Source organism: Hymenobacter lucidus (assembly GCF_020447265.1).
Classification (GTDB): Bacteria; Bacteroidota; Bacteroidia; order Cytophagales; family Hymenobacteraceae; genus Hymenobacter; species Hymenobacter lucidus.
In genome coordinates, this window is sequence record NZ_JAJADR010000013.1 from 48,538 (window position 1) to 71,907 (window position 23,370).

17 protein-coding genes are annotated in these 23,370 nt (G+C 62.5%); 16 read left to right on the top strand and 1 reads right to left on the bottom strand.

Annotation, left to right across the window (positions count from 1 at the left end; all coding sequences use genetic code 11):
* Window positions 1–389: 389 nt before the first annotated feature.
* The 6 genes from LGH74_RS23475 (at window position 390) to LGH74_RS23500 (ending at window position 8,418) form a co-directional block, all read left to right on the top strand.
* The gene (locus LGH74_RS23475) at window positions 390–1,541 is read left to right on the top strand and encodes a DUF4856 domain-containing protein (protein ID WP_226180374.1); all 1,152 of its coding nucleotides are present in this window, start codon (window positions 390–392) and stop codon (window positions 1,539–1,541) included.
* 96 nt (window positions 1,542–1,637) lie between these two features.
* The gene (locus LGH74_RS23480; protein WP_226180376.1) at window positions 1,638–2,750 is read left to right on the top strand and encodes an imelysin family protein; all 1,113 of its coding nucleotides are present in this window, start codon (window positions 1,638–1,640) and stop codon (window positions 2,748–2,750) included.
* Window positions 2,750–4,114: an HTTM domain-containing protein gene (locus LGH74_RS23485; RefSeq protein WP_226180378.1), complete on the top strand. Its 1,365-nt coding sequence runs from the start codon at window positions 2,750–2,752 to the stop codon at window positions 4,112–4,114. Before LGH74_RS23480 ends, LGH74_RS23485 begins: the two co-directional genes overlap by 1 nt.
* Window positions 4,095–6,545 (top strand): TonB-dependent receptor, encoded by a 2,451-nt coding sequence (locus LGH74_RS23490; RefSeq protein ID WP_226180380.1) that lies wholly within the window; start codon window positions 4,095–4,097, stop codon window positions 6,543–6,545. Before LGH74_RS23485 ends, LGH74_RS23490 begins: the two co-directional genes overlap by 20 nt.
* A 36-nt stretch (window positions 6,546–6,581) precedes the next feature.
* On the top strand, window positions 6,582–7,289 hold the full coding sequence (locus LGH74_RS23495) for a DUF6577 family protein (protein ID WP_226180382.1): 708 nt from the start codon (window positions 6,582–6,584) through the stop codon (window positions 7,287–7,289).
* A 421-nt stretch (window positions 7,290–7,710) separates the two neighbouring features.
* Window positions 7,711–8,418: a transporter gene (locus LGH74_RS23500; protein ID WP_226180384.1), complete on the top strand. Its 708-nt coding sequence runs from the start codon at window positions 7,711–7,713 to the stop codon at window positions 8,416–8,418.
* A gap of 30 nt (window positions 8,419–8,448) precedes the next feature.
* On the opposite strand, the gene lpcA is transcribed toward LGH74_RS23500, so the two are convergent.
* Window positions 8,449–9,093 (bottom strand): D-sedoheptulose 7-phosphate isomerase, encoded by a 645-nt coding sequence (gene lpcA / locus LGH74_RS23505; protein ID WP_226180386.1) that lies wholly within the window; start codon window positions 9,091–9,093, stop codon window positions 8,449–8,451.
* 704 nt (window positions 9,094–9,797) lie between these two features.
* Here lpcA and LGH74_RS25260 point away from each other — a divergent pair.
* The 10 genes from LGH74_RS25260 to LGH74_RS23550 all read left to right on the top strand — a co-directional run bounded on the left by LGH74_RS25260 (window position 9,798) and on the right by LGH74_RS23550 (window position 23,369).
* Complete coding sequence (locus tag LGH74_RS25260; RefSeq protein WP_431357459.1) at window positions 9,798–10,121, top strand: DUF6660 family protein; 324 nt, start codon at window positions 9,798–9,800, stop codon at window positions 10,119–10,121.
* Window positions 10,122–10,286: 165 nt separating this feature from the next.
* Window positions 10,287–14,765 (top strand): CusA/CzcA family heavy metal efflux RND transporter, encoded by a 4,479-nt coding sequence (locus tag LGH74_RS23510; protein ID WP_226180388.1) that lies wholly within the window; start codon window positions 10,287–10,289, stop codon window positions 14,763–14,765.
* A 34-nt stretch (window positions 14,766–14,799) separates the two neighbouring features.
* Entirely contained in the window at window positions 14,800–15,999 is a 1,200-nt protein-coding gene (locus tag LGH74_RS23515; RefSeq protein ID WP_226180390.1) for an efflux RND transporter periplasmic adaptor subunit, read from the top strand.
* A 37-nt stretch (window positions 16,000–16,036) separates the two neighbouring features.
* Window positions 16,037–16,366: a YnfA family protein gene (locus tag LGH74_RS23520; RefSeq protein ID WP_226180392.1), complete on the top strand. Its 330-nt coding sequence runs from the start codon at window positions 16,037–16,039 to the stop codon at window positions 16,364–16,366.
* Window positions 16,367–16,375: 9 nt separating this feature from the next.
* Window positions 16,376–16,987 (top strand): hypothetical protein, encoded by a 612-nt coding sequence (locus tag LGH74_RS23525; protein WP_226180394.1) that lies wholly within the window; start codon window positions 16,376–16,378, stop codon window positions 16,985–16,987.
* A gap of 48 nt (window positions 16,988–17,035) precedes the next feature.
* Entirely contained in the window at window positions 17,036–19,303 is a 2,268-nt protein-coding gene (locus tag LGH74_RS23530) for a heavy metal translocating P-type ATPase (protein WP_226180396.1), read from the top strand.
* Window positions 19,300–20,196 carry a cation diffusion facilitator family transporter gene (locus LGH74_RS23535; RefSeq protein ID WP_226180398.1) on the top strand — a complete coding sequence of 299 codons (897 nt, stop codon included), beginning with the start codon at window positions 19,300–19,302 and terminating at the stop codon, window positions 20,194–20,196. The genes LGH74_RS23530 and LGH74_RS23535 overlap by 4 nt, the downstream gene beginning before the upstream one ends.
* A gap of 51 nt (window positions 20,197–20,247) precedes the next feature.
* A complete protein-coding gene (locus LGH74_RS23540) occupies window positions 20,248–21,021 on the top strand; it encodes a DUF305 domain-containing protein (protein WP_226180400.1) in 774 nt (257 codons plus the stop codon).
* A gap of 90 nt (window positions 21,022–21,111) precedes the next feature.
* Window positions 21,112–22,533 carry a dihydrolipoyl dehydrogenase gene (lpdA, locus tag LGH74_RS23545; RefSeq protein WP_226180402.1) on the top strand — a complete coding sequence of 474 codons (1,422 nt, stop codon included), beginning with the start codon at window positions 21,112–21,114 and terminating at the stop codon, window positions 22,531–22,533.
* Window positions 22,534–22,544: 11 nt separating this feature from the next.
* Window positions 22,545–23,369 (top strand): ZIP family metal transporter, encoded by an 825-nt coding sequence (locus tag LGH74_RS23550; RefSeq protein ID WP_226180404.1) that lies wholly within the window; start codon window positions 22,545–22,547, stop codon window positions 23,367–23,369.
* The last annotated feature ends 1 nt before the right edge of the window (window position 23,370 follow it).

Sequence of the window (23,370 nt, forward strand, 5' to 3'; positions counted from 1 at the left end):
GCATGCGGCGCAGTATTTCTCCTCAGCCCTGTCTCGATTCTGAGCGATGTATAGTCCCGAAGCTCATCGAAAGCAAGACAGCGCCGCTTGGTCGGAGCTCATTACGATTCTGATTGGCGGGTGCATATCCGAGGTCTTAGCGTTGCTAAAGCAACTACTTCTGGCCCTGGTTTGCTCAAGCGTAACACATGGAGTGCCTGGTAAGACCGGCATACGGTTAGTCTCGCCCAAACGTATTCTCATACCGCCTTCCATGAGGATCAGCGAATCGATAGTTGAGGTCTTATTTAGACTTTTTATAAAAACAGACGTCTTATTTGTAACAATTCCAGATAAGCCCTTTATCTTTGGAGCGTCAATCCACTCTCCCCTATTAACACCCATTTCCCATGACGTTTAAGTACGTTCCCGCCGCACTGCTAGCCTTAACTGTTGCGCTGAGCTCCTGCGACAAGAATGACAACACCGAGGCTGCACCTGCTCTGCGCACGAAGATGGATGCCAGCACCCTAACGGCCTCGTCTAAGTATACCGAATCGTTCAAGGATGCCAGCGGCCAGTCGACAGTAGATTTGACGACCTCGAACCAGCGCCTTGATATGTTCTCGGAGCTGAACTCCTACATGGCCCTGGTGGCCGTAGCAGCTCCTGCTACTCCACAGACGCTAGACGTAATTAAGTTGCGCGGCTACTATGCCAACACCGGCAATTACTTTACGGGTACGGGCCTGAACGCTTCGGGCCTGACCCTACGCAGCAGCACGGCTGCATCTTTCCCGGCCACCAACGCCGAGACCGTGCGCACCTACATGGACACTAAGCTGACTCAACTGGCCACCGCCAGCCAGTCGGTAAACAACGTGGCCACCCCGGGTAACGCCGGCCGCCTGGGCCGCTACCTGGTCGACGGCAACGGTATTGAAGTAAACCAGGTGATTGCCAAATCACTGATTGGTGCCCTGCTGCTCGACCAGATTGACAACGTGCTGCTGATCGATAACGCCCTGAAAGCCAACAACAGCAAAGTGGTAGACGGTAAGACCTACTCTGAGCTGGAGCATAACTGGGATTTGGCTTATGGCTTTCTGACCAACAACGCCATCATGACCACGGACATCAACCTGACGCCCCGCGAGCGGTTCCTGGCCAGCTACCTCAACGAGAAGAACCCGACGGCCTCGCCCAAAGTGTATATGGCTTTCCTTCAGGGTCGGGTAGCCATTGTCAACAATGACGCGGCAGCCGTAAAAACCCAGGCCGATATTATTCGCACCGAGCTGGAGAAAACCATTGCCCTGGCGGCCGTATCTTACCTGAGCAACTGGAAGGCGGCTTCGGCCCTTGATGTGAAGGCCCACGCGCTGGGCGAAGGCCTCGGTTTTGTGTACTCGCTACGCTTCTGCACCAAGTACGGTGCCGATGCTGCTTTCTCGGACAATATCCTTACCGGTCTCACCTCGGGCACCAACGGTGCCTGGAGCCTAACCAATGCCCAGGCCGACGTGGCCATCAACGCCATCAAAGCCAAGTTTAGCATTTAGTAACTTTCGGGCCGCTTCCTGTAAGCGGACTCAAGGCCAACGCACCAGGTAGCTCCGGCCACCTGGTGCGTTGGCCTTCGCCACGAAAAATCCCTGATGAAAAATACCCTTTTGTTTGCCCTGCTGCTTTTTGTGACCACCATCGGCATCTTCAGCTGCCAGAAAGAATCCAGCGCAGATACGCCCGGCCCGGACACCACGCTAGACCGCAAAGCCCTGCTCACGCAGTGGGCCGATAGCCTGGTGAAGCCCGGCTACCAACGCTTCAACGACAAGCTGGTCGTACTCAAGGCCAAGACCACGGCCTTTACGGCGGCACCCACCACGGCCACCCTCACCGCCGCCCGCCAGGCCTGGCAGGCGGCTTACCAGGAGTGGCAAAAGGTGGAGCTGTATGAGTTCGGCCCGGCCGAGTCGGTCAGCCTGCGCAACCACTTTAATATTTATCCAACGGATGCGGCGGGCATTAACAGCAACATCACCTCGGGAGCCTACAATTTCGAGCTGGCCACGGCCATTCCGCAGCAGGGCTTCCCGGCCCTGGACTACTTGCTCAACGGCGTAGCCAGCAACGACGCGGCCATTGTGCAGCAGTACGTGACGTCGGCTAACCACCGCCGCTACCTGACCGATGTAATGGCCAAGATGGAACAGACCTTCGGCACGGTATATTCGCAGTGGAACGGCTCCTACCGCGACACCTTCGTGAACAATACCGGCACCGACGCCAGCTCGTCGCTTTCGCGGGTTATCAACGCCTATTCGCTCTATTATGAGCGTTTCCTGCGGGCCGGCAAAGTGGGTATTCCGGCCGGCACTATGACCGGTGTGGCCCGTCCTGAAAAGATTGAGGCCTACTACTTTAAAGGTACGTTGCCACTGCAGCTGGCCACCACGGCCCACGCCACGGTGCAGCAGTTTTTCAACGGCCGTACGGGCCGGCCCTCGCTGAAAAGCTACCTCGATGCCCTCGGCGCCAAGGACAGCCGCACCGGCCAAAGCCTGACCAGCATCATCAACACGCAGTTCGGGGTATCGTATCAGCAGCTCAGCACCCTGGGCCCAGACCTGTATTCGACTATTACCGCTCGCAACGCTGATGCGGTGGCTTCCTACAACGAGATGCAGAAGGCCGTCCGCCTGATTAAGGTGGACATGACCTCGGCCCTTGGCATCACCGTGACCTACGTTGACAACGACGGCGACTAATGCAGGCTGGGCTTCGGCGCTACTTGCAGGCGTATATTTCTGCCGCACCACTGGCCACGTTCCGCGTGGCCTTTGGCGTTTTAGTGCTGGCCAGCGTGGCTCGTTTTTGGGCTAAGGGCTGGATTGAAGAACTGTATTTGAGGCCAACGTTTTTCTTCTCCTACTACGGTTTTGAGTGGGTAAAGCCGCTGGGGAATTACACCTACGGGCTGTTTATAGTGTGCGGGCTGTGTGCCCTGCTGGTGGCGCTGGGTTGGTGGTACCGCACGGCTGCCCTGGGCTTATTTGTGAGCTTCACCTACATCGAGCTCATGGACAAAAGCACCTATCTCAACCACTACTACTTCGTGAGCTTGGCGGCGTTTCTGCTCGTGCTGCTGCCCGCCGGCCGCTTCTTTTCCGTGGACGCCCACCGCAACCCTGCGCGCTGGCGCAGTCAGGTGCCACGCTGGACAGTAGATGCCCTGCGCCTGCTCGTGGGCATCGTGTACTGCTATGCCGGGCTGGCCAAGCTCAACTCCGACTGGCTGCTACACGCCATGCCGCTGCGCATCTGGTTGCCGGCTAAAAATGACTTGTGGCTGGTAGGCCCGCTGTTTAACCACCCGTGGGTGGCCTACGCCTTTAGTTGGTTCGGGGCCTTCTATGATCTGACGGTGCCCTTTTTCCTGCTCTACCGCCCCACTCGAATCTGGGCCTACGCCACGGTCGTGGTGTTTCACGTACTCACGGCGGTGCTGTTTCCCATCGGCATGTTTCCTTACGTGATGATTGTGGCTGCCCTGGTGTTTTTCCCGGCCGAGACGCACGAGCGCGTCCAAGCCCGGGTGCAGCGCTGGTGGAGCAAGCGTCCGGCAACTCCGCGCACGAGCCAGCCGCTGGTGTACGCCCCTCGTACCCGGCAACTGCTGCTGCTCACGCTGGGTGTGTTCTTTGTGGTGCAGCTGCTGCTGCCTTTCCGCTACCTGCTCTACCCGCGCGAGCTATTCTGGACTGAGGAGGGTTACCGGTTTTCCTGGCGGGTGATGCTGATGGAAAAGATGGGCCAGGTACAGTTTAAGGTAGTAGACTCCGCCACGGGCCGGGCCCGGCTGGTGAACAACTACGAGCACCTGAGCGTGCTCCAGGAAAAGATGATGAGCACCCAGCCCGACATGCTGGTGCAGTTTGCCCACTACCTGCGTGACTACTACGCCCGGCGTGGCGTACGCAACCCCAAAGTATACGCCGATGCGTACGTGAGCCTGAATGGCCGCCTGGGCAAGAGCTTTATTGACCCCACGGTGGACTTGGCCCAGGTAACTGACGACCTGCGGGCTAAGCCCTGGATTTTACCTTTCGACGATGAGATTACCGGTTTATAGCGTTGCCCTGGTGGTGAGCGGGCTGTCTACTTTTTCCGCCGTTGCCCAGCAGGCCGCCCTGCAGGGCCGGGTGCGCGAAGCCGATACGGGCCAGCCCGTGGTGGGCTGCGAAGTGTACGTACGCGGCTCCCGCCAGATTGCCCGCACCGATTCCACCGGCTTGTTTACCATTGCCAAGCTACCCGCCGGTCGCCAGCAACTCCAGTTCTCCTCCATCGGCCACGAACCCTTTAAAACCGAGGTAAGCCTGCACACCGATGGCGCCGTGCTGGATTTTACTCTCACGCGCCGCGAGCGGCAGCTGAAGGAAGTAGTGGTGGCGGCGCCCCAGTCGCGCTTTGGGCCGCAGCGGCTGCGCGAAGTGGAGGGGACAGCCATTTTCGCGGCTAAAAAGTCGGACGTCATCGTGCCCGACAACCTGGTGGCCAACCTGGCCACCAACAATGCCCGGCAGGTGTACGCCCGGGTGGCGGGCCTCAACATCTGGGAAAGTGACCAGGGCGGCCTGCAGCTCAGCATTGGGGGCCGGGGCCTCGACCCCAACCGCACCAGTAATTTCAACGTGCGGCAGAACAACTACGACATCTCCGCCGACGCGCTGGGCTACCCCGAAAGCTACTACACGCCCCCCGTGGAGGCTGTCAAGCGCATTCAGCTGGTGCGCGGGGCGGCCTCGCTGCAGTACGGCACGCAGTTCGGGGGCCTACTCAACTTCGAGCTGCGCACACCCGAGCCCGATAAAACGGTGTCGGTAGTGTCGCGGCAGACGGTGGGGTCTTTCGGCTTTTTCAACTCGTTCAACAGCGTGAGCGGTACGGTAAAAAAGCTTAGCTACTACGCCTTTGCCCAGTACAAGCGCGGCGACGGGTGGCGGCCCAACTCCCACTTCGACTCCAAAACCGCCTATGCCGACGTGCGCTACCAGTTCACGGAAAACTTCAAAATCGGCGCTCAGGTTACTCATATGGACTACCTGGCCCAGCAACCGGGCGGCCTGAGCGACGAACAGTTTGCCCAGAATGCGCGGCAGAGCAACCGGGAGCGGAACTGGTTTGCGGTCGATTGGAACCTGTTCAATGCCTCGGCCGACTGGAAGCTCAGCCCGCAGGCCAACCTCAACGTGCTGGCCTTCGGGCTGCGCGCCACGCGCAAGTCCCTCGGGTTTCGGCCCAACCGAGTGGACTTGCCCGACAAAGACAACTATTTGCGCGACCTCATCACCGGCGAATTCCGCAACTATGGCGTGGAGGCTCGCTACCTCAACCGTTACGCGCTAGGCAGTAAAAGCGGTGTGTTGCTGGTAGGCACGCGCTACTACAACGGCTATAACCACAGCGTGCAGGGCTTTGGGCCCACCGGCCGCGACGCCGACTTTCGCTTTGTGGGCCCGGAAGGCGTAACGTTTGCCAACGGCTTCTCCGACTTCGAGTTTCCCAATCAGAACGTGGCGGTGTTTGCCGAAAACATCTTCTATCTGAGCGACAAAGTATCCGTGACGCCCGGCGTGCGCTACGAGTACATTCGCACCAAATCGCAGGGCACCTACGGCAACGTCATTCGGGACAATGCCGGCAACATCGATGCCATTACCCAAAAGAACGAGGAGCGGCTCAGTCCACGCGGCTTCGTGCTGGGCGGCATCGGGGTGAGCTACAAGCCAGTGGAAACGAGGGAGCTCTACGGCAATATTTCGCAGAACTATCGCTCCATTACGTTCTCGGACATGCGCATTGCCAACCCCTCGGCCGTTATCGACCCCGATTTGCAGGACGAGCGCGGCTTTTCGGCTGACCTGGGCCTGCGCGGCGAGCAGGGCCAGTGGCTGACCTACGACGTGAGCCTGTTTGCCCTGCAATACGGCAACCGCATCGGCGAAGTGCAAACCTACGATGACGCCGACCGGGTGCTGCGCCGCCGCAGCAATGTGGGGCAGGCTCTGATTCTAGGCGTGGAGTCCTACGCCGAAGTGGATCTACTGCGCGCGGTGCGTCCCGCCGCCGAGCCCGGTCGCTGGTCGTTGGCTGCATTCGGCAACCTGGCCCTGATTCGGGGGCGCTACACGCAAAGCGAAATCGTGGGCGTGAAGGGCAACCCGGTTGAGTTCGTGCCGGATGTCAACCTCAAGGCCGGTACCCGCGTAGGGGTTGGCCCGTTCAAAGGCTCGCTGCAGGCCACCTACTTATCCAAGCAGTATACCGACGCGACCAAAGCTGAATTGGGCGGCGTATCGGCCGTGGTAGGCCGCATTCCGGCTTACACCGTGCTGGATGCCTCCGTGTCGTGGGAGCGGCGCTGGCTCAAACTCGAAGGCAGCGTTAACAACCTGGGCAATGCCGTCTACTTCACCCGCCGCGCCACCGGTTACCCCGGCCCCGGCATCTTGCCCTCTGACGGCCGCAGCTTTTTCCTGACTGTAGCCGTGAAGTGGTAAACGCTACCTTCACGGGTCTTATCGGTCCTGACGCACATGAAATCAGCAACTGCCCCGGTGGATCGGGTGCTGCGGGCGTGGCCCCAGCTGCGCGGCTTCTTTCGCGGCCGTACGCAGCTTTCGGAAGCAGAGCTGCTGACCTTCTTCCAGCAAGTAGTGCCCGCCGTTACGGCTACTGTGTGGCCCTCAGTCCGGCAGGGACTCCTGCGCAGCCAGTTGCTGCACGAAGTGGGCCTCGGCCTGTTCTCATTTGAAGCGCCCCTAACGCAAGGCTTCCAACAACCCGTTGTACGGCCCGAATGGCTGGCCGTGTGGCAGCAGCTCCAGGCCGGGCTGGCCTTGCCGTTGGGTTGCCTGTGGTCTACCCGCTGGCTGCAGCCGTTTTTACCAGATCTGCCCAGTGTTCTCGTCGTGGAAGTGCGCTGGGCGGAGTTGCGCTGGGCGCAAGACCTGCTGGCCTCTGTCTCTCCCCCAGACCCGCTGGTAGTGCGAGTCTGGCAGCGGTTCTCACCCGTGCGGCAGGTTCGCGGCATTCCTACGGCACGCCTGGAAAAAATGCTCGTCGACGTCACCCTGATGCCAGAAGTAGCTGGTGTCCCGTCAGATGCAGCCTTGGTGTTGGCGCTCGCTAGGCTGCAAGCCAGCCAGTCAGTCAATCAGGAGCTGCTGCTGTCGTATGCGGCTCGTTGCGGGGCCGAACCCCGCTGGAGCGAGCTGTTGCAGGCGGTTCAGTCTCCGAGCTGAGTGCGACGAATTCAATGTGACATCTTATTCCTTCGTGGAAATGGCGGTCGTGGGCCTGGCTACTCACGTCTAATCGGCCCGCAAGGCCACTCCACCGTAGCCCAACAGCTATTACCCGTAAGCTAGTCCAGAAGTACGAGGACGGGAAAAGGGGCCAAGCTATAGCCAACGATTACTAACGGAAAACCATTCTGAACTTCATGCAGTATTTAGGGTAGTCTAAAAATTATTTTAGGCTTCCGTAAATAGTTTTCTAATTTTAGAACGCATGATTCGATTCTTTACTTTGGTTGCCCTTCTTAGCAGCAGCTGGCCTAGTTGGGCCCAAACCCCGCGACAAGCCCCAGTGCCGGACAGCGCCCGAACGCGGCCGCCGCGCTACTCGCTTTTCCGACCGGTACCGCGCCCCCAATTGCGGCCCATGAGCACTGACCGGCCGGATGCCACGGAAAGCGCCTACTCGGTAGACGCGGGCCATTTCCAGATGGAAACCGACGTAGTCCGCCTGGGGCAGCAGCGGTTCGATGGCGAAGCCAACCAGCAGCAGGTGGCCCTGAACCACGCCAATCTTAAGCTGGGCCTGACGCGGCACATGGACTTGCAAGTGGTAGTCGAATCCTACACCATCCAAACTGAAGATGCTGAGCAGCCCGTACGCCGGGCCGGCTTCGGCGACGTGACTCTGCGGCTCAAGCGCAACCTCTGGGGCAACGATGGGGGCACCACTGCCCTGGCTCTCATGCCCTTTGTAAAGCTGCCCACCGGCCGCAGCTGCGGCAACCGGGCCTGGGAAGGGGGCCTCGTGGTTCCCTTTGCGTGGCAGCTCCCGCGCGACTGGTCGTTTGGCTCCCAACTGCAGACTTCCTGGAATCGTGACCCGGAAGCGCGTGTGCATTACTTGGAACTCGCCCCCACGGTGACGGTGGGACATGACCTGTACCGCACGCTGGGAGGCTTTGTTGAGGTGGCCGGCGCCTGGGACACGCGGGCTACGGCCTGGGCCGCTACGCTCAACGGCGGGCCTATCTGGCGGGTGAGTACCAACCTGCAGCTGGATTTAGGCATTAATCTGGCGCTAACCCGCAACACTGAAACCAGTTACTTTCTGGGCTGCAGCTTCCGGCATTGAGGTGCGCATCACGCGGTTACAGCCACCTGCTTAAGCGTGCGGGTTCTCCTTACCGGTGGGGGGCTGAACGCCTGCCGTAGCAGGAAGCGTTGGCGTAGCATCCTGCAGTAGGTGCTCAAGCAGACGCAGCAATACGTGTATCACTTTCACATGCACCTCCTGAGTGCGGTCAGCGTAGCCGGTATGGGGCACCCGGATTTCTACGTCACTGAGGGCGGCCAGTGGCCCGCCGTCCTTACCCGTGAGGCTCACGACCTGCATGCCGCAGGCTTGGGCGGCTTCGGCCGCACGCAGCACATTCGGGGAGTGCCCGCTGGTGCTGATGGCCAGCAGCACATCGCCGGGGCGGCCCAGGGCCTGCACGTAGCGGCTGAACACGTACTCATAGCCGTAATCATTGGCCACGCAGCTCAGATGCGACGCCTCGGTAAGGGCAATGGCGGCCAAGGCGGGGCGGTCCTGGCGGTAACGACCGGTAAGCTCCTCGGCAAAATGCTGGGCGTCGCAGAGCGAGCCGCCGTTGCCGCAGCTCAGGATTTTGCCACCCGTGCCCAAGCAAGTGCTCATCAGGCGGGCTGCCTGCTCGATGCGGGCCAGGTTCTGCGAATCGGCCAGGAACCGGTCCAGGACGGTACGCGCTTCGGTGAGTTCAGCGTGGATGAGGGCGGCAAACATGGCGGCGGGGCAAAAAGACGGGAATGGTTCAGCTAACGGGAGTCTCCCGTCATGGTTGCTGTTGCGCTGATTAGCGGCCCTACGTCAACCCTACGGTCTTTCTCTCGTGTAAAGTAGATAACCACCTACATTTTCGATGCGGCCACTCTCACTTGCTGCGTATCTCCCTTTGGCATCCTTGCTGCTGTCATTTTCTTCCGCCGGGTTGCCCGACGGGGTACGGACTGCCGGTTCCAGGCTTGGCGACGACCCCACGGAAGCGGCGATTTTACGAACCATGCGCACGTTTCGCCATGCTGTTGCCATTGGGGACTCCGCGGCCGCCGTGGCGGTCTTCTCCCGCGCGGCCTGGCTCCTTGACCAAACGGAACCTGCCCCGAAGCGCCGCTTCGTTCACTTGGCCGGCTGCCGCGGCTGGTGCCGCCCAGCTCCCCCGCTTGGTCAGTATCAGGTGAGCGTCCTGCCCGGGCCCGACTCGGTTGTGGTAGTGGAAACTTATTACCGGCATACCCCTGTTTCTGCCCATAGGCGCCGTTTGTCCGTCCAAGGCTACACAGCTATTTCGGTCGTTGTTCGCCAGCACGACCAGTGGCTTATCAGCAGCCAGACCCTGTGCCGGGCACTGGACGAATAAAACCAAATTGTTCAAGGATGTATCCTTATCGGCGTGGAATCCGTAGGTTTGCACCATCCTAGCCCCTGGAATGCGCTTCTTCTCCGTTTTCTTTGCTTGTTACCTGGCCCTGCTCGCCTGTCTGCCCTGCGTAGACCGTGAGCCGGTGCGCCCGAACAGCTCGCAGACGGTTGTTAACGCCACTTCCCACGATGCTGCGTCCCACGCGGGCGTTGACTGGTGCACGCCGCTGTGCCAGTGCCACTGCTGCGCGGGCACCTCGCTGCCCACGGCGTTGCGCATCGCCCTGACGGTTCCTCCCAAGGCGTTTAATGCCTCGGGCCGGTATGCATGGCTCCTTGTCCCGGCCGCCCGGCAGATGCCCGGCAGCATTTGGCAGCCCCCCCAAGCCTAGTTTCCTGTTTTTTGGGTCCCCTGCGGGACTGAGCCCCGGCATGGAGTTCAGTCTCGTTGACGCATGCGCACGTTCCGTGCGCTCGCCCCGGACTCCGCCGCCGTTGAGCCCCACTGGGCTCCGGCCGCCCCTTCCCAGGATTTCTAGTCTTACCCCCCAGCCGTCATGCTGAATAAGCTGATCTATTTTTCCATACACAACAAGCTCATCATCGGGCTGCTGACCCTGGCGCTCATTGCCTGGGGCGGCTACTCGCTCTACCGCCTCCCCATCGACGCGGTGCCTGATATCACCAACAACCAGGTCGTAGTCTACACCGTGGCACCTTCGCTGGCCGCCAACGACATCGAGCGGCTGGTGTCCTTTCCCATCGAGCAGAGCGTGGCCACGATTCCGGGCGAGGACAACGTGCGCTCCTTTTCCCGCTTTGGCCTCTCGGTGGTCACCATCGTCTTTGAGGACGGCATTGACATCTACTGGGCCCGCCAGCAGGTAGCCGAGCGGCTGCGCGAGGCCGAAAGCCAGATTCCAGCCGGCGTGGGCCGCCCGGAAATGTCGCCCGTATCCACTGGCCTGGGTGAAATCTACCAGTACCTGGTGCGCGCCAAGCCCGGCTACGAGAAGAAGTACGACGCCCGCGAGCTGCGCACGATTCAGGACTGGATTGTGCGGCGCCAGCTGCTGGGTACGCCCGGTGTGGCTGATGTTTCGTCCTTCGGGGGCCTGCTCAAGCAGTACGAGGTATCGCTCGACCCCGAGCGGCTGCGCTCGCTCAACATCACCGTGGACGAAGTCTACCAGGCCGTCTCGCGCAACAACCAGAACACCGGCGGGGCTTACCTCGACAAAAACCCTACAGCCTACGCCATCCGCACCGAAGGGCTGGTCACCACCCCGCAGGACATCGGCAACATCGTGGTGCGCAGCACTGAGAGCGGCCTGCCCATTCTGGTGCGCGACGTGGCCAACATCCGCCTGGGCTCGGCCGTGCGCTACGGGGCCATGACCCGCAACAACGAGGGCGAAGTAACCGGCGGCATCGTGCTCATGCTCAAGGGCGCCAACGCCAACGAAGTCATCAAGGCCGTGAAAGAGCGGATGAAGACGGTGGAAAAGTCCCTGCCCGAAGGCGTGGCCGTAGATGTGTACCTGGACCGCTCCGACCTGGTGGGCCGGGCCATTCACACCGTCACCAAGAACCTGATTGAGGGCGCGCTGATTGTGATTTTCGTGCTCGTGTTGTTTCTGGGCAACTTGCGCGCGGGCCTCGTGGTGGCCTCGGTCATTCCGCTGGCCATGCTCTTTGCCATTGCTATGATGCAACTCTTCGGCGTGTCGGGCAACCTGCTCTCGCTCGGGGCCATCGACTTTGGCCTGGTCGTGGACGGGGCCGTGATTATCGTCGAGGGCATCATTCACCGCCTCCACTCGGGCCACACCCCGGCGCACGGCAAGGGCGGCCTGCTCACGCAGCGGCAGATGGACGACGAAACCTACCACGCCGCTGCCGGCATCCGCGACTCGGCCGGCTTCCCCGAAGTCATCATCCTGATTGTGTATCTGCCCCTGCTGGCCCTGGCCGGCATTGAGGGCAAGATGTTCAAGCCGATGGCCCAAACCGTGGCCTTCGCCATCATCGGGGCCCTGATTCTATCCCTGACCTACGTGCCGATGATGGCCGCGCTGGGGCTAAGCCGCAACACGACCCCTAAGCGCACGTTCTCCGACAAGATGATGAGCTGGCTGGAAGCCCGCTACCGGCCGATGATCAGCTGGGCGCTGCGCCGCAAGGCCGTGGTGCTGGCCACCTCGGGGGCCCTGCTCGTGGGCACGGTGCTCTTGTTCCGCACCTTGGGTGGAGAGTTTATACCGCAGCTCTCGGAAGGCGACTTTGCCATCGAGATGCGTACGCTCACGGGCTCGTCGCTGAGCTACACCATCGAAAAAGCCAACCAGGCGGGGGGAATCCTGAAAAAACAGTTTCCCGAGGTCAAGGAAGTGGTCGCCAAGATTGGCTCGGCCGAGATTCCCACCGACCCCATGCCGGTGGAAGCGGCCGACGTGATGGTGACCCTGAAAGACCCTAAGGAGTGGACTTCGGCCAAAACGCAGCCGGAGCTGGCCGAGAAGATGGCCGAAGCCCTGAGCGTGATTCCCGGCGTCACCTTCGGCTTTCAGCAGCCCATTCAGATGCGCTTCAACGAGCTCATTTCCGGGGCCAAGCAGGACGTAGTACTCAAGATTTACGGCGAAGACCTCGACCAGCTGGCCGACTACGCGGCCCGCACGGCCACGCTCGTGCGGCAGGTGCAGGGGGCCGAGGACATTTACGTGGAGCAGGTCACGGGCCTACCGCAGATTGTGGTCAAGATTGACCGCAACAAGCTGGCCCAGTTCGGCCTGAATGTGGAAGACGTGAACCACACCGTGCAGACGGCCTTTGCTGGCCAGACAGCCGGACAGGTCTTCGAGCAGGAGCGCCGCTTCGATTTGGTACTGCGCCTGCCCCCGGCCCTGCGCAAGGACATCACCAGTGTGCGCCAGCTCTTCATCGCCACCCCGCGCGGCGAGCAGATTCCGCTGGAGCAGCTCGCTGACGTGAGTTTGGTGGAAGGCCCCAACCAGATTCAGCGCGACGACGCCAAGCGTCGCATTACGGTGGCCTTCAACGTACGCGGCCGCGACGTGGAAAGCGTGGTAGAAGAGCTGCAGGGCAAAGTAGACCAGCAGCTCAAGCTGGCACCCGGCTACTACACCACCTACGGCGGGCAGTTCGAGAACCTGCGCGAGGCCTCGCAGCGCCTAAGCATCGCCGTACCGGTGGCGTTGCTGCTGATTTTCGCCCTGCTCTTCTTCACCTTCCGCTCCCTGCTGCAGGCCACGATGATTTTCACGGCCATTCCGCTCTCGGCCATCGGCGGAGTGCTCTCGCTCTGGCTGCGCGACATGCCCTTCAGCATCTCGGCCGGCGTAGGCTTTATTGCCCTCTTCGGCGTGGCTGTGCTCAACGGAGTAGTACTTATCGGCTACTTCAACCAACTCAAAAAAGAAGGCGTGACGGACTTAACAGAACGGATTCTGCAGGGCACGGCCACCCGGCTACGCCCCGTGCTGATGACGGCCACGGTGGCCTCGCTCGGCTTTCTGCCCATGGCCCTGGCCACCTCGGCGGGGGCCGAAGTGCAGCGCCCCCTGGCGACCGTTGTCATCGGGGGCCTGGTGACAGCTACGCTGCTCACCTTGCTGGTGCTGCCTATTCTCTATGCCCTAGTGGAAAGCCGGGCAACGAAAACGGCCGATGACGAAGAGGAAATGCACGATGACGCCCCCACGGGCGCAGCGGGCACGACGCCAACTTCTCCCGTGGTAGCGGGGGCCCTTGCTCTGTTGCTGCTGGCTTTGCCCTTCACGGGCCGTGCTCAGCAGCCGCAGCTTTCCGTGGGCGGGACGCCGTTTACGGCCCAGCAGGCCGTCACGCAGGCCCTGCAAGCCAACGGCACCGTGCAGGTGGCCCAACGCTCGCTCGAAGCCCAGCAGGCCCTGCGCCGCACGGCCACTGACCTGGGCCGCACCACCATCGGCGTGACTTACGGGCAGTACAACACCTACCGCAAGGACAACCAGTTCAACCTCAGCCAGACCTTCTCGTTGCCGGGCGTGTACCGCAGCCAGGCCCGGCTGCTGGATGCGCAGGTGGGCGGGCAGCAGTTTCAGCTGGCCCAGGTGCAAGCCGACCTGCGCCGGCAGGTGCGCCTGAGCTACGAGCAGGCCGTCTACGCCCGGCACCGCCTCAAGGTGCTGCGCGGGCAGGACAGCCTCTACACCGAGTTTTTGCGGGCCGCGAACCTGCGCTTCAAAACCGGGGAGGTGGCCCGGCTGGAGCCGGCCACGGCCCTGGTGCAGCAGGGTGAAACCCAAGCCCTGATTCGGCAAGCCCGCACGGGCTACCAGGTGGCCCAGCGCCAGCTACAGGCCCTGCTGCAACAGGCGCAGGTAGTGGACGTGGCAGACAGTCTGCTGCGTCCCCTGGAACCCGTGGTGCTGCCTGCCCTGGGCGACACGGCCCGCCTGGCCCAGAACCCGGACGCCCAGGTCCTGCGCCAGCTTATTGCCCAGCGCCAGGCGGCTACCCGCGCCGAGCAGGCCCAGGGTTTGCCTAACATCACGCTCGGTTACTTTAACCAGTCCCTGATTGGCCCACAGACCATCGGCGGGGTGGGCGGCGATGAGCGCTACTACTCGGGCAGTGACCGGTTTCAGGGCGTGCAGGGCTCCGTGGGCATTCCCATCCTGCGCGGCCCGCAGAAAAGCCGGGTGCAGGCCGCCCGCCTGCAGGAGCAGGTGGCCACGGCCTCGTACCGGCGGCAGCTGGCCGAGCTGGCCGGCCGGCAGGACGAGCTGGTGGCTCGCCACGCTGAGCAGCAGCAGCGCCTGAGATTCTACCAGCAAACGGCCCTGCCCCAGGCCGACGTGATTGTGCGCCTGAGCACCCGGGCCTTCAAGGCCGGAGAAACCGGCTACAGTGAGTATCTGCTCAACCTGGAACGGGCCCTAGGCTTGCGCACGGCGTACTTGGAAGTACTGCTGGAGCATAACCAGACCGTCATTGAGCTGGACTACCTGCTGGGTAGCACAGCCCAATAACCCTCTTTTTTTCTTGATTTCCTGAATTTCCTCCATGAAGAATATTGCATTTCTGGCGCTGTTTAGCCTGGCCCTGGCCAGCTGCGGCACCGATAAGAAAGAAGGCGCGGCTCCGCAGGCCTCTACCGAAGCTCCCGCCGGTGCGGCGGTCGAAGGCGCAGAAGAGACGGCCGAAGCGGAGCCCACCGAAACCACCCTTTCGCCCGAAGAGCAGCGCACGGCCGGCATCCGCCTGGGCAAGGTGCAGGACCGGGTGCTTAGCGGCGGGATCAAGGTCAACGGTACGCTGGACGCGCCGCCCGAAAACGCGGTGACCGTCAGCGCCCTGCTCGGCGGCATTGTGGAGCGCACCACCCTGCTGCAGGGCTCGCAGGTACGGGCCGGGCAGGTGCTGGCCACCATCCGCAACCCCGAGTTTCTGGACTTGCAGCAGAAGTATCTGGAAACAAGCAGCCAGCTCGAATATGCCCGATCCGAGTATGCGCGGCAGGAAGAGCTCTACCGGCAGGAAGTGGCCCCGCAGAAAAACTACCAGCGGGCCCGCGCCGAGTACCGGGCTCTGCAGGCCCAGGTGGCGGCCCAGGCTGCGCGCCTGCGTCTGGCCGGCCTGCCCGTGGGCGGCAAGCTCACGACCACAGCCCCGGTGAAGGCCCCGCGCGGCGGCTTCCTGAAAACGGTGAATGCCAGCGCCGGCCAGAGCGTGACGGCGACCGACGTGCTGTTTGAAATCATCGACCCCGGCCACCTGGATGTGGTGCTCAACGTGTTTGAGAAGGACGCGCCCCAGCTGCGCAACGGGCAGGTGGTGCGCTACACCCTGGCCAATGACTCGGCCGGGGCCGACCACCAGGCCAAAATCTACCTTATCGGCCGCACGGTGGGCGAAGACCGCACCGTGCGCGTGTACGCCCACCTGCGCCACGAGGACGCCAGCCGCCTGCCCGGCACCTACGTGCGGGCCGTCATCGAAACCAATTCGGCTACCGTGCCGGCGCTGCCTGACAAGGCCCTGGTGCAGTTTGGGGGCAAAGACTACATTTTCGTGGCCGCCGGCAAGCCCACGGCGAAGGGCGAAACCAGCTACCGCATGGTGGCCGTGGAAACCGGTGTGAGCGAAAACGGCTACACCCAAGTTACGCTGCCGGAAGGGGAGACGGCGGCAAGTGCCGCCATTGTTACCGAAGGCGCGTATTCCCTGCTGGCCAAGCTAAAAAACGCCGAAGAGGAAGAATAGCTTTTCCCAAGGCTGCTGTCGCGTTATCCCCATCTGTATGCTCTTCCTGAAACCACTAGCCGTATTCTTTTTGGCGGGCCTCTGCGAAATCGGGGGCGGCTACCTGATGTGGCAGTGGCTCAAGTTTGGGCGACCGGGGTGGACGGGGCTGCTGGGAGCGCTGTTGCTGGCCCTCTACGGCTGGGTAGCCACCTGGCAGCCGACTTCGTTTGGCAAAACCTACGCCGTGTACGGGGCCGTTTTCATTGTCATGTCCATTGCCTGGGCCGCCTACTTCGACGGTTTCCGGCCCGACCGGTATGATGTGTTTGGTGGGACCATTATCCTGCTGGGCATTGCCGTGGTACTTTTCTGGCCCCGCCCGTAATCACTGCCCATGCTTCAACTGCTCACCGGTGCCTTACTGCTCAGCCTGCTCCACGCCGCGATTCCCAACCACTGGGCGCCGGTACTGGCCGTGGCGCGGGCTGAGCGCTGGCCCCTGCGGCGGGCAGTGGGCGTGACGCTGGTGGCCGGCCTGGCCCACGTGCTGAGCACGGTGCTGCTGGGCCTGGGGCTGGGCCTGCTGGGCTGGCGCCTGTCGGCGGCCTTCTCGCAGTTTGCCGGCGTCGCGGCCCCGGCCCTGCTAGTAGTTATCGGCCTACTCTACGCCTTTTCCGGGGCGGGCCATACCCATCCCGACCCGGAACCCGTACCCGTACGGCCGCGGGGCCGGGTAGTGCTGGGGCTGGCGGCGACGATGTTTCTGGCCCCCTGCCTGGAAATTCAGACGTTTTTTCTCACCGCCGGCACGCGCGGTCCGCTGGCTCTGGCCCTGGTCATGGGCACCTATCTGGTGGTGTCCGTGGGGGCCATGAGCACGCTGGTCGCCGTGGCCCACACCGGCCTGCGCCGCCTAAACCTGACGGGCCTGGCCCGCCACGAGCGCCGCTTCACCGGGGCGGTACTCGTGCTGGTGGGCGTGGCCGGCTTTTTCGTAGACTGGTAGCCCAGGGCTGCGCCTGCCTACTTCTTTCACGTTACTATCTCTTTTCCAATGCCTGACCCAACCTCCCCCAACACCGACGAAGAGCTCAACACGGCCAAGCAGGTCAAGCTCGAAAACGTGGGCGCCATCAGCCGCGACCAGCTCACGCCCGAAGCGGCTGCCGAGCCCGAGGGCCACGACGTGCCCGGCCACGACCACGCTGAACACGATCACACGGGCCATAACCACCTGGCGGGTAAGAAGGTGGTGGATCTGGGCGGAAAAGGAACCGACGAGCACGCCGGCCACGACCACGGCAGCGGCGACGACCACGACCACGGCCCGGCGGGCGACAATCCCTACCTCTGGCCCGGCGTGAGCCTGGCGCTGCTGCTCTCGGGCATCGCGCTGGACTACTACCAGGTGGGCTTCTTTACGGGCTACGTGCGTCTGGCCTGGTACGGCGTCGCCTTTTTGCTGGTGGGCTGGAAAGTCATCCGCTCGGCGGTGCAGAGCATTCCCAGCGGGAACATTTTCAACGAGTTCCTACTCATGAGCATCGCCACGCTCGGCGCATTTGCCATCGGCGAGTACCCGGAAGGGGTGGCCGTGATGCTGTTCTATACTGTGGGCGAGCTGTTTCAGGACGCGGCCGTGAACCGGGCTAAGCGCAGCATCAAGGCCCTGCTGGAAATCCAGGCCACCGAGGTCACCGTCCTCCGCAACGGGCAGACCGTGGTGCTCGACCCCAAGGAAGTGGTGGTCGGCGATACCATTGAGGTAAAGCCCGGCGAGAAGGTGGCGCTCGACGGTACGCTCAGCAAAGGCCCGGCCTCCTTTAACACGTCTGCCCTCACTGGCGAGTCGGTGCCCCAAACCAAGCAAACCGGCGAGCCGGTGCTGGCGGGCATGGTCAACCTGGAAAACCTGATTCAGGTGGCCGTGACGGCCAATTACAAGGACACCAAGCTGGCCAAGATTCTGGCCATGGTGCAGGACGCGGTGGGCCGCAAGGCCAAAACCCAGCAGTTCATCACCAAGTTTGCCAAGGTCTACACGCCTATCGTCGTCCTGCTGGCCGTGCTGCTGGTGGCGGTGCCCTACTTCGTGGTTGACGACTACGTGTTCCGCACCTGGCTCTACCGAGCCCTGGTATTCCTGGTCATTTCCTGCCCCTGCGCGCTGGTCATCAGCATCCCGCTGGGCTACTTCGGCGGCATCGGCGCGGCCTCGAAAGCGGGCATCCTCTTCAAGGGCTCCAACTTTCTCGACGTCATGCGCGAACTCGATACCGTGGTGATGGATAAGACCGGTACCATGACGCAGGGCGTATTTGCCGTGCAGCAGGTGCAGCCCGCGCCGGGCCTGGAGGCCGCGCAGCTGCTGCGGCTGGTCGGGGCGCTGGAAACCAAATCCACCCACCCCATTGCCAAAGCCGTGGTGCTCCACGTGGGCGCCGCCGCCCAGGGAGTGCCGGTGGACAACGTCGAGGAAATTAGCGGCCACGGCCTGCGCGGCAAGGTGGACGGCCGCGACGTGCTGGCCGGCAACACCAAGCTGCTCACCAAGTTCAACGTGGCCTACCCGGCCGAAGTCGACCAAATCCTGGACAGCATCGTGGTGGCGGCCGTGGATGGCCAATACGCCGGCTACCTGACCGTGGCCGATGCGCCCAAGGAGGACGCCGCCCGCACCGTGCAGGAGCTGCGCGCCGACGGCATCACCAAAATCGTGATGCTCTCCGGCGACAAGGACAGCATCGTGCAGCGCGTGGCCAAGGAGCTCGGCATTGACGAGGCCCACGGCGGGTTGCTGCCCGAAGACAAGGCCCGCTACGTACAGCAGTACAAGGATGCGGGCCGCAAGCTGGCCTTCGTGGGCGACGGCGTCAATGATGCCCCCGTGGTGGCGCTGGCCGACGTGGGCATTGCCATGGGCGGGCTGGGATCGGACGCCACCATCGAAACGGCTGACGTGGTCATTCAAACCGACCACCCCAGCAAGATTGCCACCGCCCGCCGCATAGCCCGCGCCACGCACCGCGTGGTGTGGCAGAACATCTGGCTGGCCTTTATCGTGAAGGGCATCGTGCTGGCCCTCGGCGCCGGCGGTCTGGCCACGATGTGGGAAGCCGTGTTTGCCGACGTGGGCGTGGCCCTGCTGGCCATTCTCAACGCCGTGCGCATTCAGCGCATGGACTACGCCACGCCCGGCACGGGCGGCACGTTGCCAGCCGGCCCCGGCAACTCGCCGACCAAAGAAACCCTGTCGGTGGTTGAGCGCATGCCCAGCGAGCTGCGCGAAGGCCCCCACCACCACAACGGAAATCTGTCGTGAGCGGGGCCCACGGCATGAGCGGCAGCGCTGCTTCGCGCAACAAGCGCGCTCTGACCATTGTCTTTTTCACGACGCTGGCCTATCTGATAGCCGAAGTGATAGGCGGCTGGTGTACTGGTAGCTTAGCCCTGCTGGCTGATGCCGGCCATATGCTCACCGACGTGGCTGGCGTGGGGCTGGCCCTGCTCGCTATTCGCTTCGGCGAGAAGCCAGCAACGCCTGAGCGCACCTACGGGTATTACCGCTTCGAGATTCTGGCCGCTCTCACCAACGCGGTGGTGCTGATTCTGATTTCGCTCTACATTCTCTACGAAGCCTATTTCCGGTTTCTGAACCCGCCTAAGGTGGAAAGCACTACCATGATGTGGGTGGCCGGCGTGGGTATGCTCGTGAACCTGTACGGCGTGTACCTGCTGCGCAAAAGCTCAGGCGAAAGCCTGAATATGAAGGGCGCCTATTTCGAGGTGCTCAGTGACTTGCTCACATCTGTAGGCGTGCTAATTGCGGGCGCTATTATGATCACCACGCAATGGTACTACGCCGACCCGCTGCTTTCGGCCGGTATCGGCCTGTTCATTCTGCCCCGCACCTGGGCCCTTCTTAAGGAGTCGGTGAACGTGCTGCTGGAAGGCACCCCGGCCGACGTGAACCTGGAGACGCTGCGCCAGGGCCTGTTGCAGGTGCCCGGCGTAGCGGCCGTCCACGACCTGCATGCCTGGGTGCTCACCTCGGGTGTGAATGCCTTGAGCGTCCACGTGGTGCTCACCGACGAGGCCCGGCACGAGGATGTACTGGCCCGCGCCCACGAATACGTCACCACCAAGCACCCCGTCCAGCACGCCACCGTTCAGGTGGAGCGCGGAGACTTTGCCAAGCACGAAACCCATTTGTAGGAGGATTGGCCGCCTCGCCCTTACCTGGCATTACCTCACCACCAAACTGCCATGAAACCCGCCTTCTCCTTCTTTGCAAGGGCCTGCCTGACCGCCCAGCTACTGGTCAGCTGCAACGCGGACAATTCCGCCAGCACGGCCACTAAAGCCCACGCCGGCATGAGCCACTCCAACATGGTCGTCAACTCGCCCCAGCTGACGGCCATGAACGACATGATGGGGCGCATGGACGCCGTGGCGACCACCGGCAACACCGACCACGACTTTGCCCAAATGATGCTGGCCCATCACCGGGGGGCCGTGGTGATGGCCGATATGGAGCTGCGGGATGGGAAAGATGCTGTCATGCGCCAGCTTGCCACGGCCATCAAGGCTGCCCAGCAGCAGGAAATTGAGGAACTGGAACAAAGCGCTAACCGCCTCCGTGCTGCCTCGGCCAATTACCGGCCGCAAGACCCCGCCGACCCGTTCACGGCCCAGCTCAAGGCCTCAATGGAGGGAATGATGAAGAACATGCCTCCGGTGGTCAACGATGCTGACCTGGACTTCAACGGCTTGATGAGGGTGCATCACCAGAGCGCTGTAGATATGGCCCAGGCTGAGCTGGCCCATGGCCGCGATGCCAAACTCCGGGCGATGGCCCAAAGAATAATCACCGCCCAGCAAGCAGAAATCCAGCAGCTCATAGACTGGCGCGCCCGCAAGGCCGGCAATACTAATGCTTCGACCCTGCGCTATGAATGCCCTATGTACTGCGCGGGCAGCGAAAGTGCCGAACCGGGTGAATACCCGCCCTATGACCGGCGCCTGGCAGAAAAAGCGTAATTCACCACCTATGCTCCCGGTCCGACGGCTCCGTTGCCGCCAGGCATTGCCCTTTTACTTCACCACTCACCACCAAATTACCCCCTACCCATGGCCGCACCCACTTCCTACGACGTTATCATCATTGGCTCCGGTCCCGGCGGCTACATTGCCGCCGTGCGCTGCGGCCAGCTGGGCCTGAAAACGGCCATCATCGAGAAATACTCCACTCTGGGCGGCACCTGCCTCAACGTGGGCTGCATTCCCAGCAAAGCCGTGCTCGAATCCACTGAGCTCTACCAGAAAGCCACCCACCAGTTTGCCGAGCACGGCATCGATGCTGACAATCTGCGCGCCGATTTGCCCCGCATGATGGCGCGCAAGGACCAGGTGGTGAAGAAGGTGTGTGACGGGGTGGTGTTCCTGATGAAGAAAAACAAGGTGGACGTCCTTCACGGAGTAGCGTCCTTTGTCGATGCTACCACCCTGCGGGTGGCACCCAGCGACGGAGGCAGTGGGGAAGAGCAGCAGCTCACGGCCAAAAACATCATCATTGCCACCGGCTCCAAGCCCAGCACCCTGCCCTTTATCACGTTGGACAAGGAGCGCATCATCACCAGCACCGAGGCGCTGGCCCTGCGCGAGCTGCCCAAGCACGTGATTATCGTGGGCGGCGGCGTGATTGGCCTGGAGTTGGGCTCAGTGTATGCCCGCTTGGGCAGCAAGGTATCGGTGGTGGAGTACACCGACGCCATCATTCCGACCATGGACCGCACCCTGGGCAAGGAGTTGCTGCGCAGCCTGAAAAAGCAGGGCCTGGAGTTTTACCTCTCCCACAAGGTCACGGCCGTAGAGCGAGCCGGTGACACGGTAACCCTCACGGCCCAGGGCGGGCCCTCGGCCGAACTCAAGCTGGAAGGGGACTATTGCCTGGTATCGGTGGGCCGCCGGCCTTATACCGAAGGGCTGAACCTGGCCGCGGCCGGCGTAGAGCTGGACGAAAAGGGCCGCGTCAAAGTCAACGAGGATCTGCAAACCACCGCGCCCGGTATCTGGGCCATCGGCGACGTGGTACGTGGGGCCATGCTGGCGCACAAAGCCAGCGACGAAGGCGTGTACGTGGCTGAGCTCATTGCCGGTAAGACACCGGAAGTCAACTACCTGCTCATCCCCGGCGTGGTCTATACCTGGCCGGAAGTGGCCAGCGTGGGCTACACCGAAGAGCAGCTCAAGGAGCAGGGCAAAGCCTACAAGGTGGGCTCCTTCCCCTATTCCGCTTCCGGCCGGGCCGTGGCTGGGGCCGATACGGAGGGGTTGGTGAAGGTGCTCACCGACGCGCAAACCGATGAGATTCTGGGCGTGCACATGATTGGGGCACGGATTGCCGACATCATCGCCGAGGCCGTGGGTATCATGCACTTCCGCGGCGCGGCCGAAGATGTGGGCCTGATGTCGCACGCGCACCCCACCTACGCCGAAGCCTTCAAGGAAGCCTGCCTCAACGCGGCCGGCATTGGCGCTCTGAACATGTAACTAGTCTCCTCATGACACTACTTCTCTCCGTTGCGCCACCCGTAACGCTCGCCTGGACTCAGGTACTGCTCTACGCGCTGGTGCCCGCCGCCGTCATGGTGGCCGGGGCTGTCATGGCCATTATCCGCCCGCCGGGCGCGGCCATTCGCAGTGCCATCCTGCACTTTGCCGCCGGGGTGGTATTTTCCGTAGTTGCCGTGGAGCTACTGCCCGACATTGTGGCCCGCCACCGGCCGCTGGAAGTCGGGCTGGGCTTCGCCATTGGGGTCGCGGTGATGCTGGCCCTGCGCTCCTTCACGCGCAAGGCCGCCGAGAAGGAAAAGTCTTTGCCTACCCCAGCCCTACCTCCCGGGGTACTGTGGGCCTCGCAGACCGCGCCGGACGAGGCGCCCGGCGCCGCCACGCTGCCCATGGGGCTGCTTACCGGGGTGGGCATTGACATTCTCATCGACGGGCTGCTGCTGGGCATTGGCTTTGCAGCCGGGGCCAAGGAAGGCTTGCTGCTGGGCATTGCCCTCACCATCGAGGTGCTGTCACTGGGCCTAGCCACGGCCGTAGAGCTGCGCCAGGACGGGCAGACCAAAGCCCGCGCGGTCGGCATCGTGGCGGCGCTTTCAGTGTTATTGGTGCTGGGAGCCGGCGTAGGCATCACAGTACTGAAAGGGGCTTCGGACAACGTCATGGAGCTGGTACTTTCCTTCGGGCTGGCCGCGCTGCTGTTTCTGGTGACCGAAGAGCTGCTGACCGAGGCTCACGAGGAGCCGGAGTCGCCCTGGCTCACCTCCGCGTTTTTCCTCGGTTTTCTGGTGTTTCTTATCCTGGGCATGCTCGTGTAGC

Bases quoted from the DNA above. Each gene is read 5' to 3' on its own strand.
- LGH74_RS23475 (WP_226180374.1), top strand. From the start codon at position 390: ATGACGTTTAAGTACGTTCCCGCCGCACTGCTAGCCTTAACTGTTGCG.
- LGH74_RS23480 (WP_226180376.1), top strand. From the start codon at position 1,638: ATGAAAAATACCCTTTTGTTTGCCCTGCTGCTTTTTGTGACCACCATC.
- LGH74_RS23485 (WP_226180378.1), top strand. From the start codon at position 2,750: ATGCAGGCTGGGCTTCGGCGCTACTTGCAGGCGTATATTTCTGCCGCA.
- LGH74_RS23490 (WP_226180380.1), top strand. From the start codon at position 4,095: ATGAGATTACCGGTTTATAGCGTTGCCCTGGTGGTGAGCGGGCTGTCT.
- LGH74_RS23495 (WP_226180382.1), top strand. From the start codon at position 6,582: ATGAAATCAGCAACTGCCCCGGTGGATCGGGTGCTGCGGGCGTGGCCC.
- LGH74_RS23500 (WP_226180384.1), top strand. From the start codon at position 7,711: ATGAGCACTGACCGGCCGGATGCCACGGAAAGCGCCTACTCGGTAGAC.
- lpcA (WP_226180386.1), bottom strand. From the start codon at position 9,093: ATGTTTGCCGCCCTCATCCACGCTGAACTCACCGAAGCGCGTACCGTC.
- LGH74_RS25260 (WP_431357459.1), top strand. From the start codon at position 9,798: ATGCGCTTCTTCTCCGTTTTCTTTGCTTGTTACCTGGCCCTGCTCGCC.
- LGH74_RS23510 (WP_226180388.1), top strand. From the start codon at position 10,287: ATGCTGAATAAGCTGATCTATTTTTCCATACACAACAAGCTCATCATC.
- LGH74_RS23515 (WP_226180390.1), top strand. From the start codon at position 14,800: ATGAAGAATATTGCATTTCTGGCGCTGTTTAGCCTGGCCCTGGCCAGC.
- LGH74_RS23520 (WP_226180392.1), top strand. From the start codon at position 16,037: ATGCTCTTCCTGAAACCACTAGCCGTATTCTTTTTGGCGGGCCTCTGC.
- LGH74_RS23525 (WP_226180394.1), top strand. From the start codon at position 16,376: ATGCTTCAACTGCTCACCGGTGCCTTACTGCTCAGCCTGCTCCACGCC.
- LGH74_RS23530 (WP_226180396.1), top strand. From the start codon at position 17,036: ATGCCTGACCCAACCTCCCCCAACACCGACGAAGAGCTCAACACGGCC.
- LGH74_RS23540 (WP_226180400.1), top strand. From the start codon at position 20,248: ATGAAACCCGCCTTCTCCTTCTTTGCAAGGGCCTGCCTGACCGCCCAG.
- lpdA (WP_226180402.1), top strand. From the start codon at position 21,112: ATGGCCGCACCCACTTCCTACGACGTTATCATCATTGGCTCCGGTCCC.
- LGH74_RS23550 (WP_226180404.1), top strand. From the start codon at position 22,545: ATGACACTACTTCTCTCCGTTGCGCCACCCGTAACGCTCGCCTGGACT.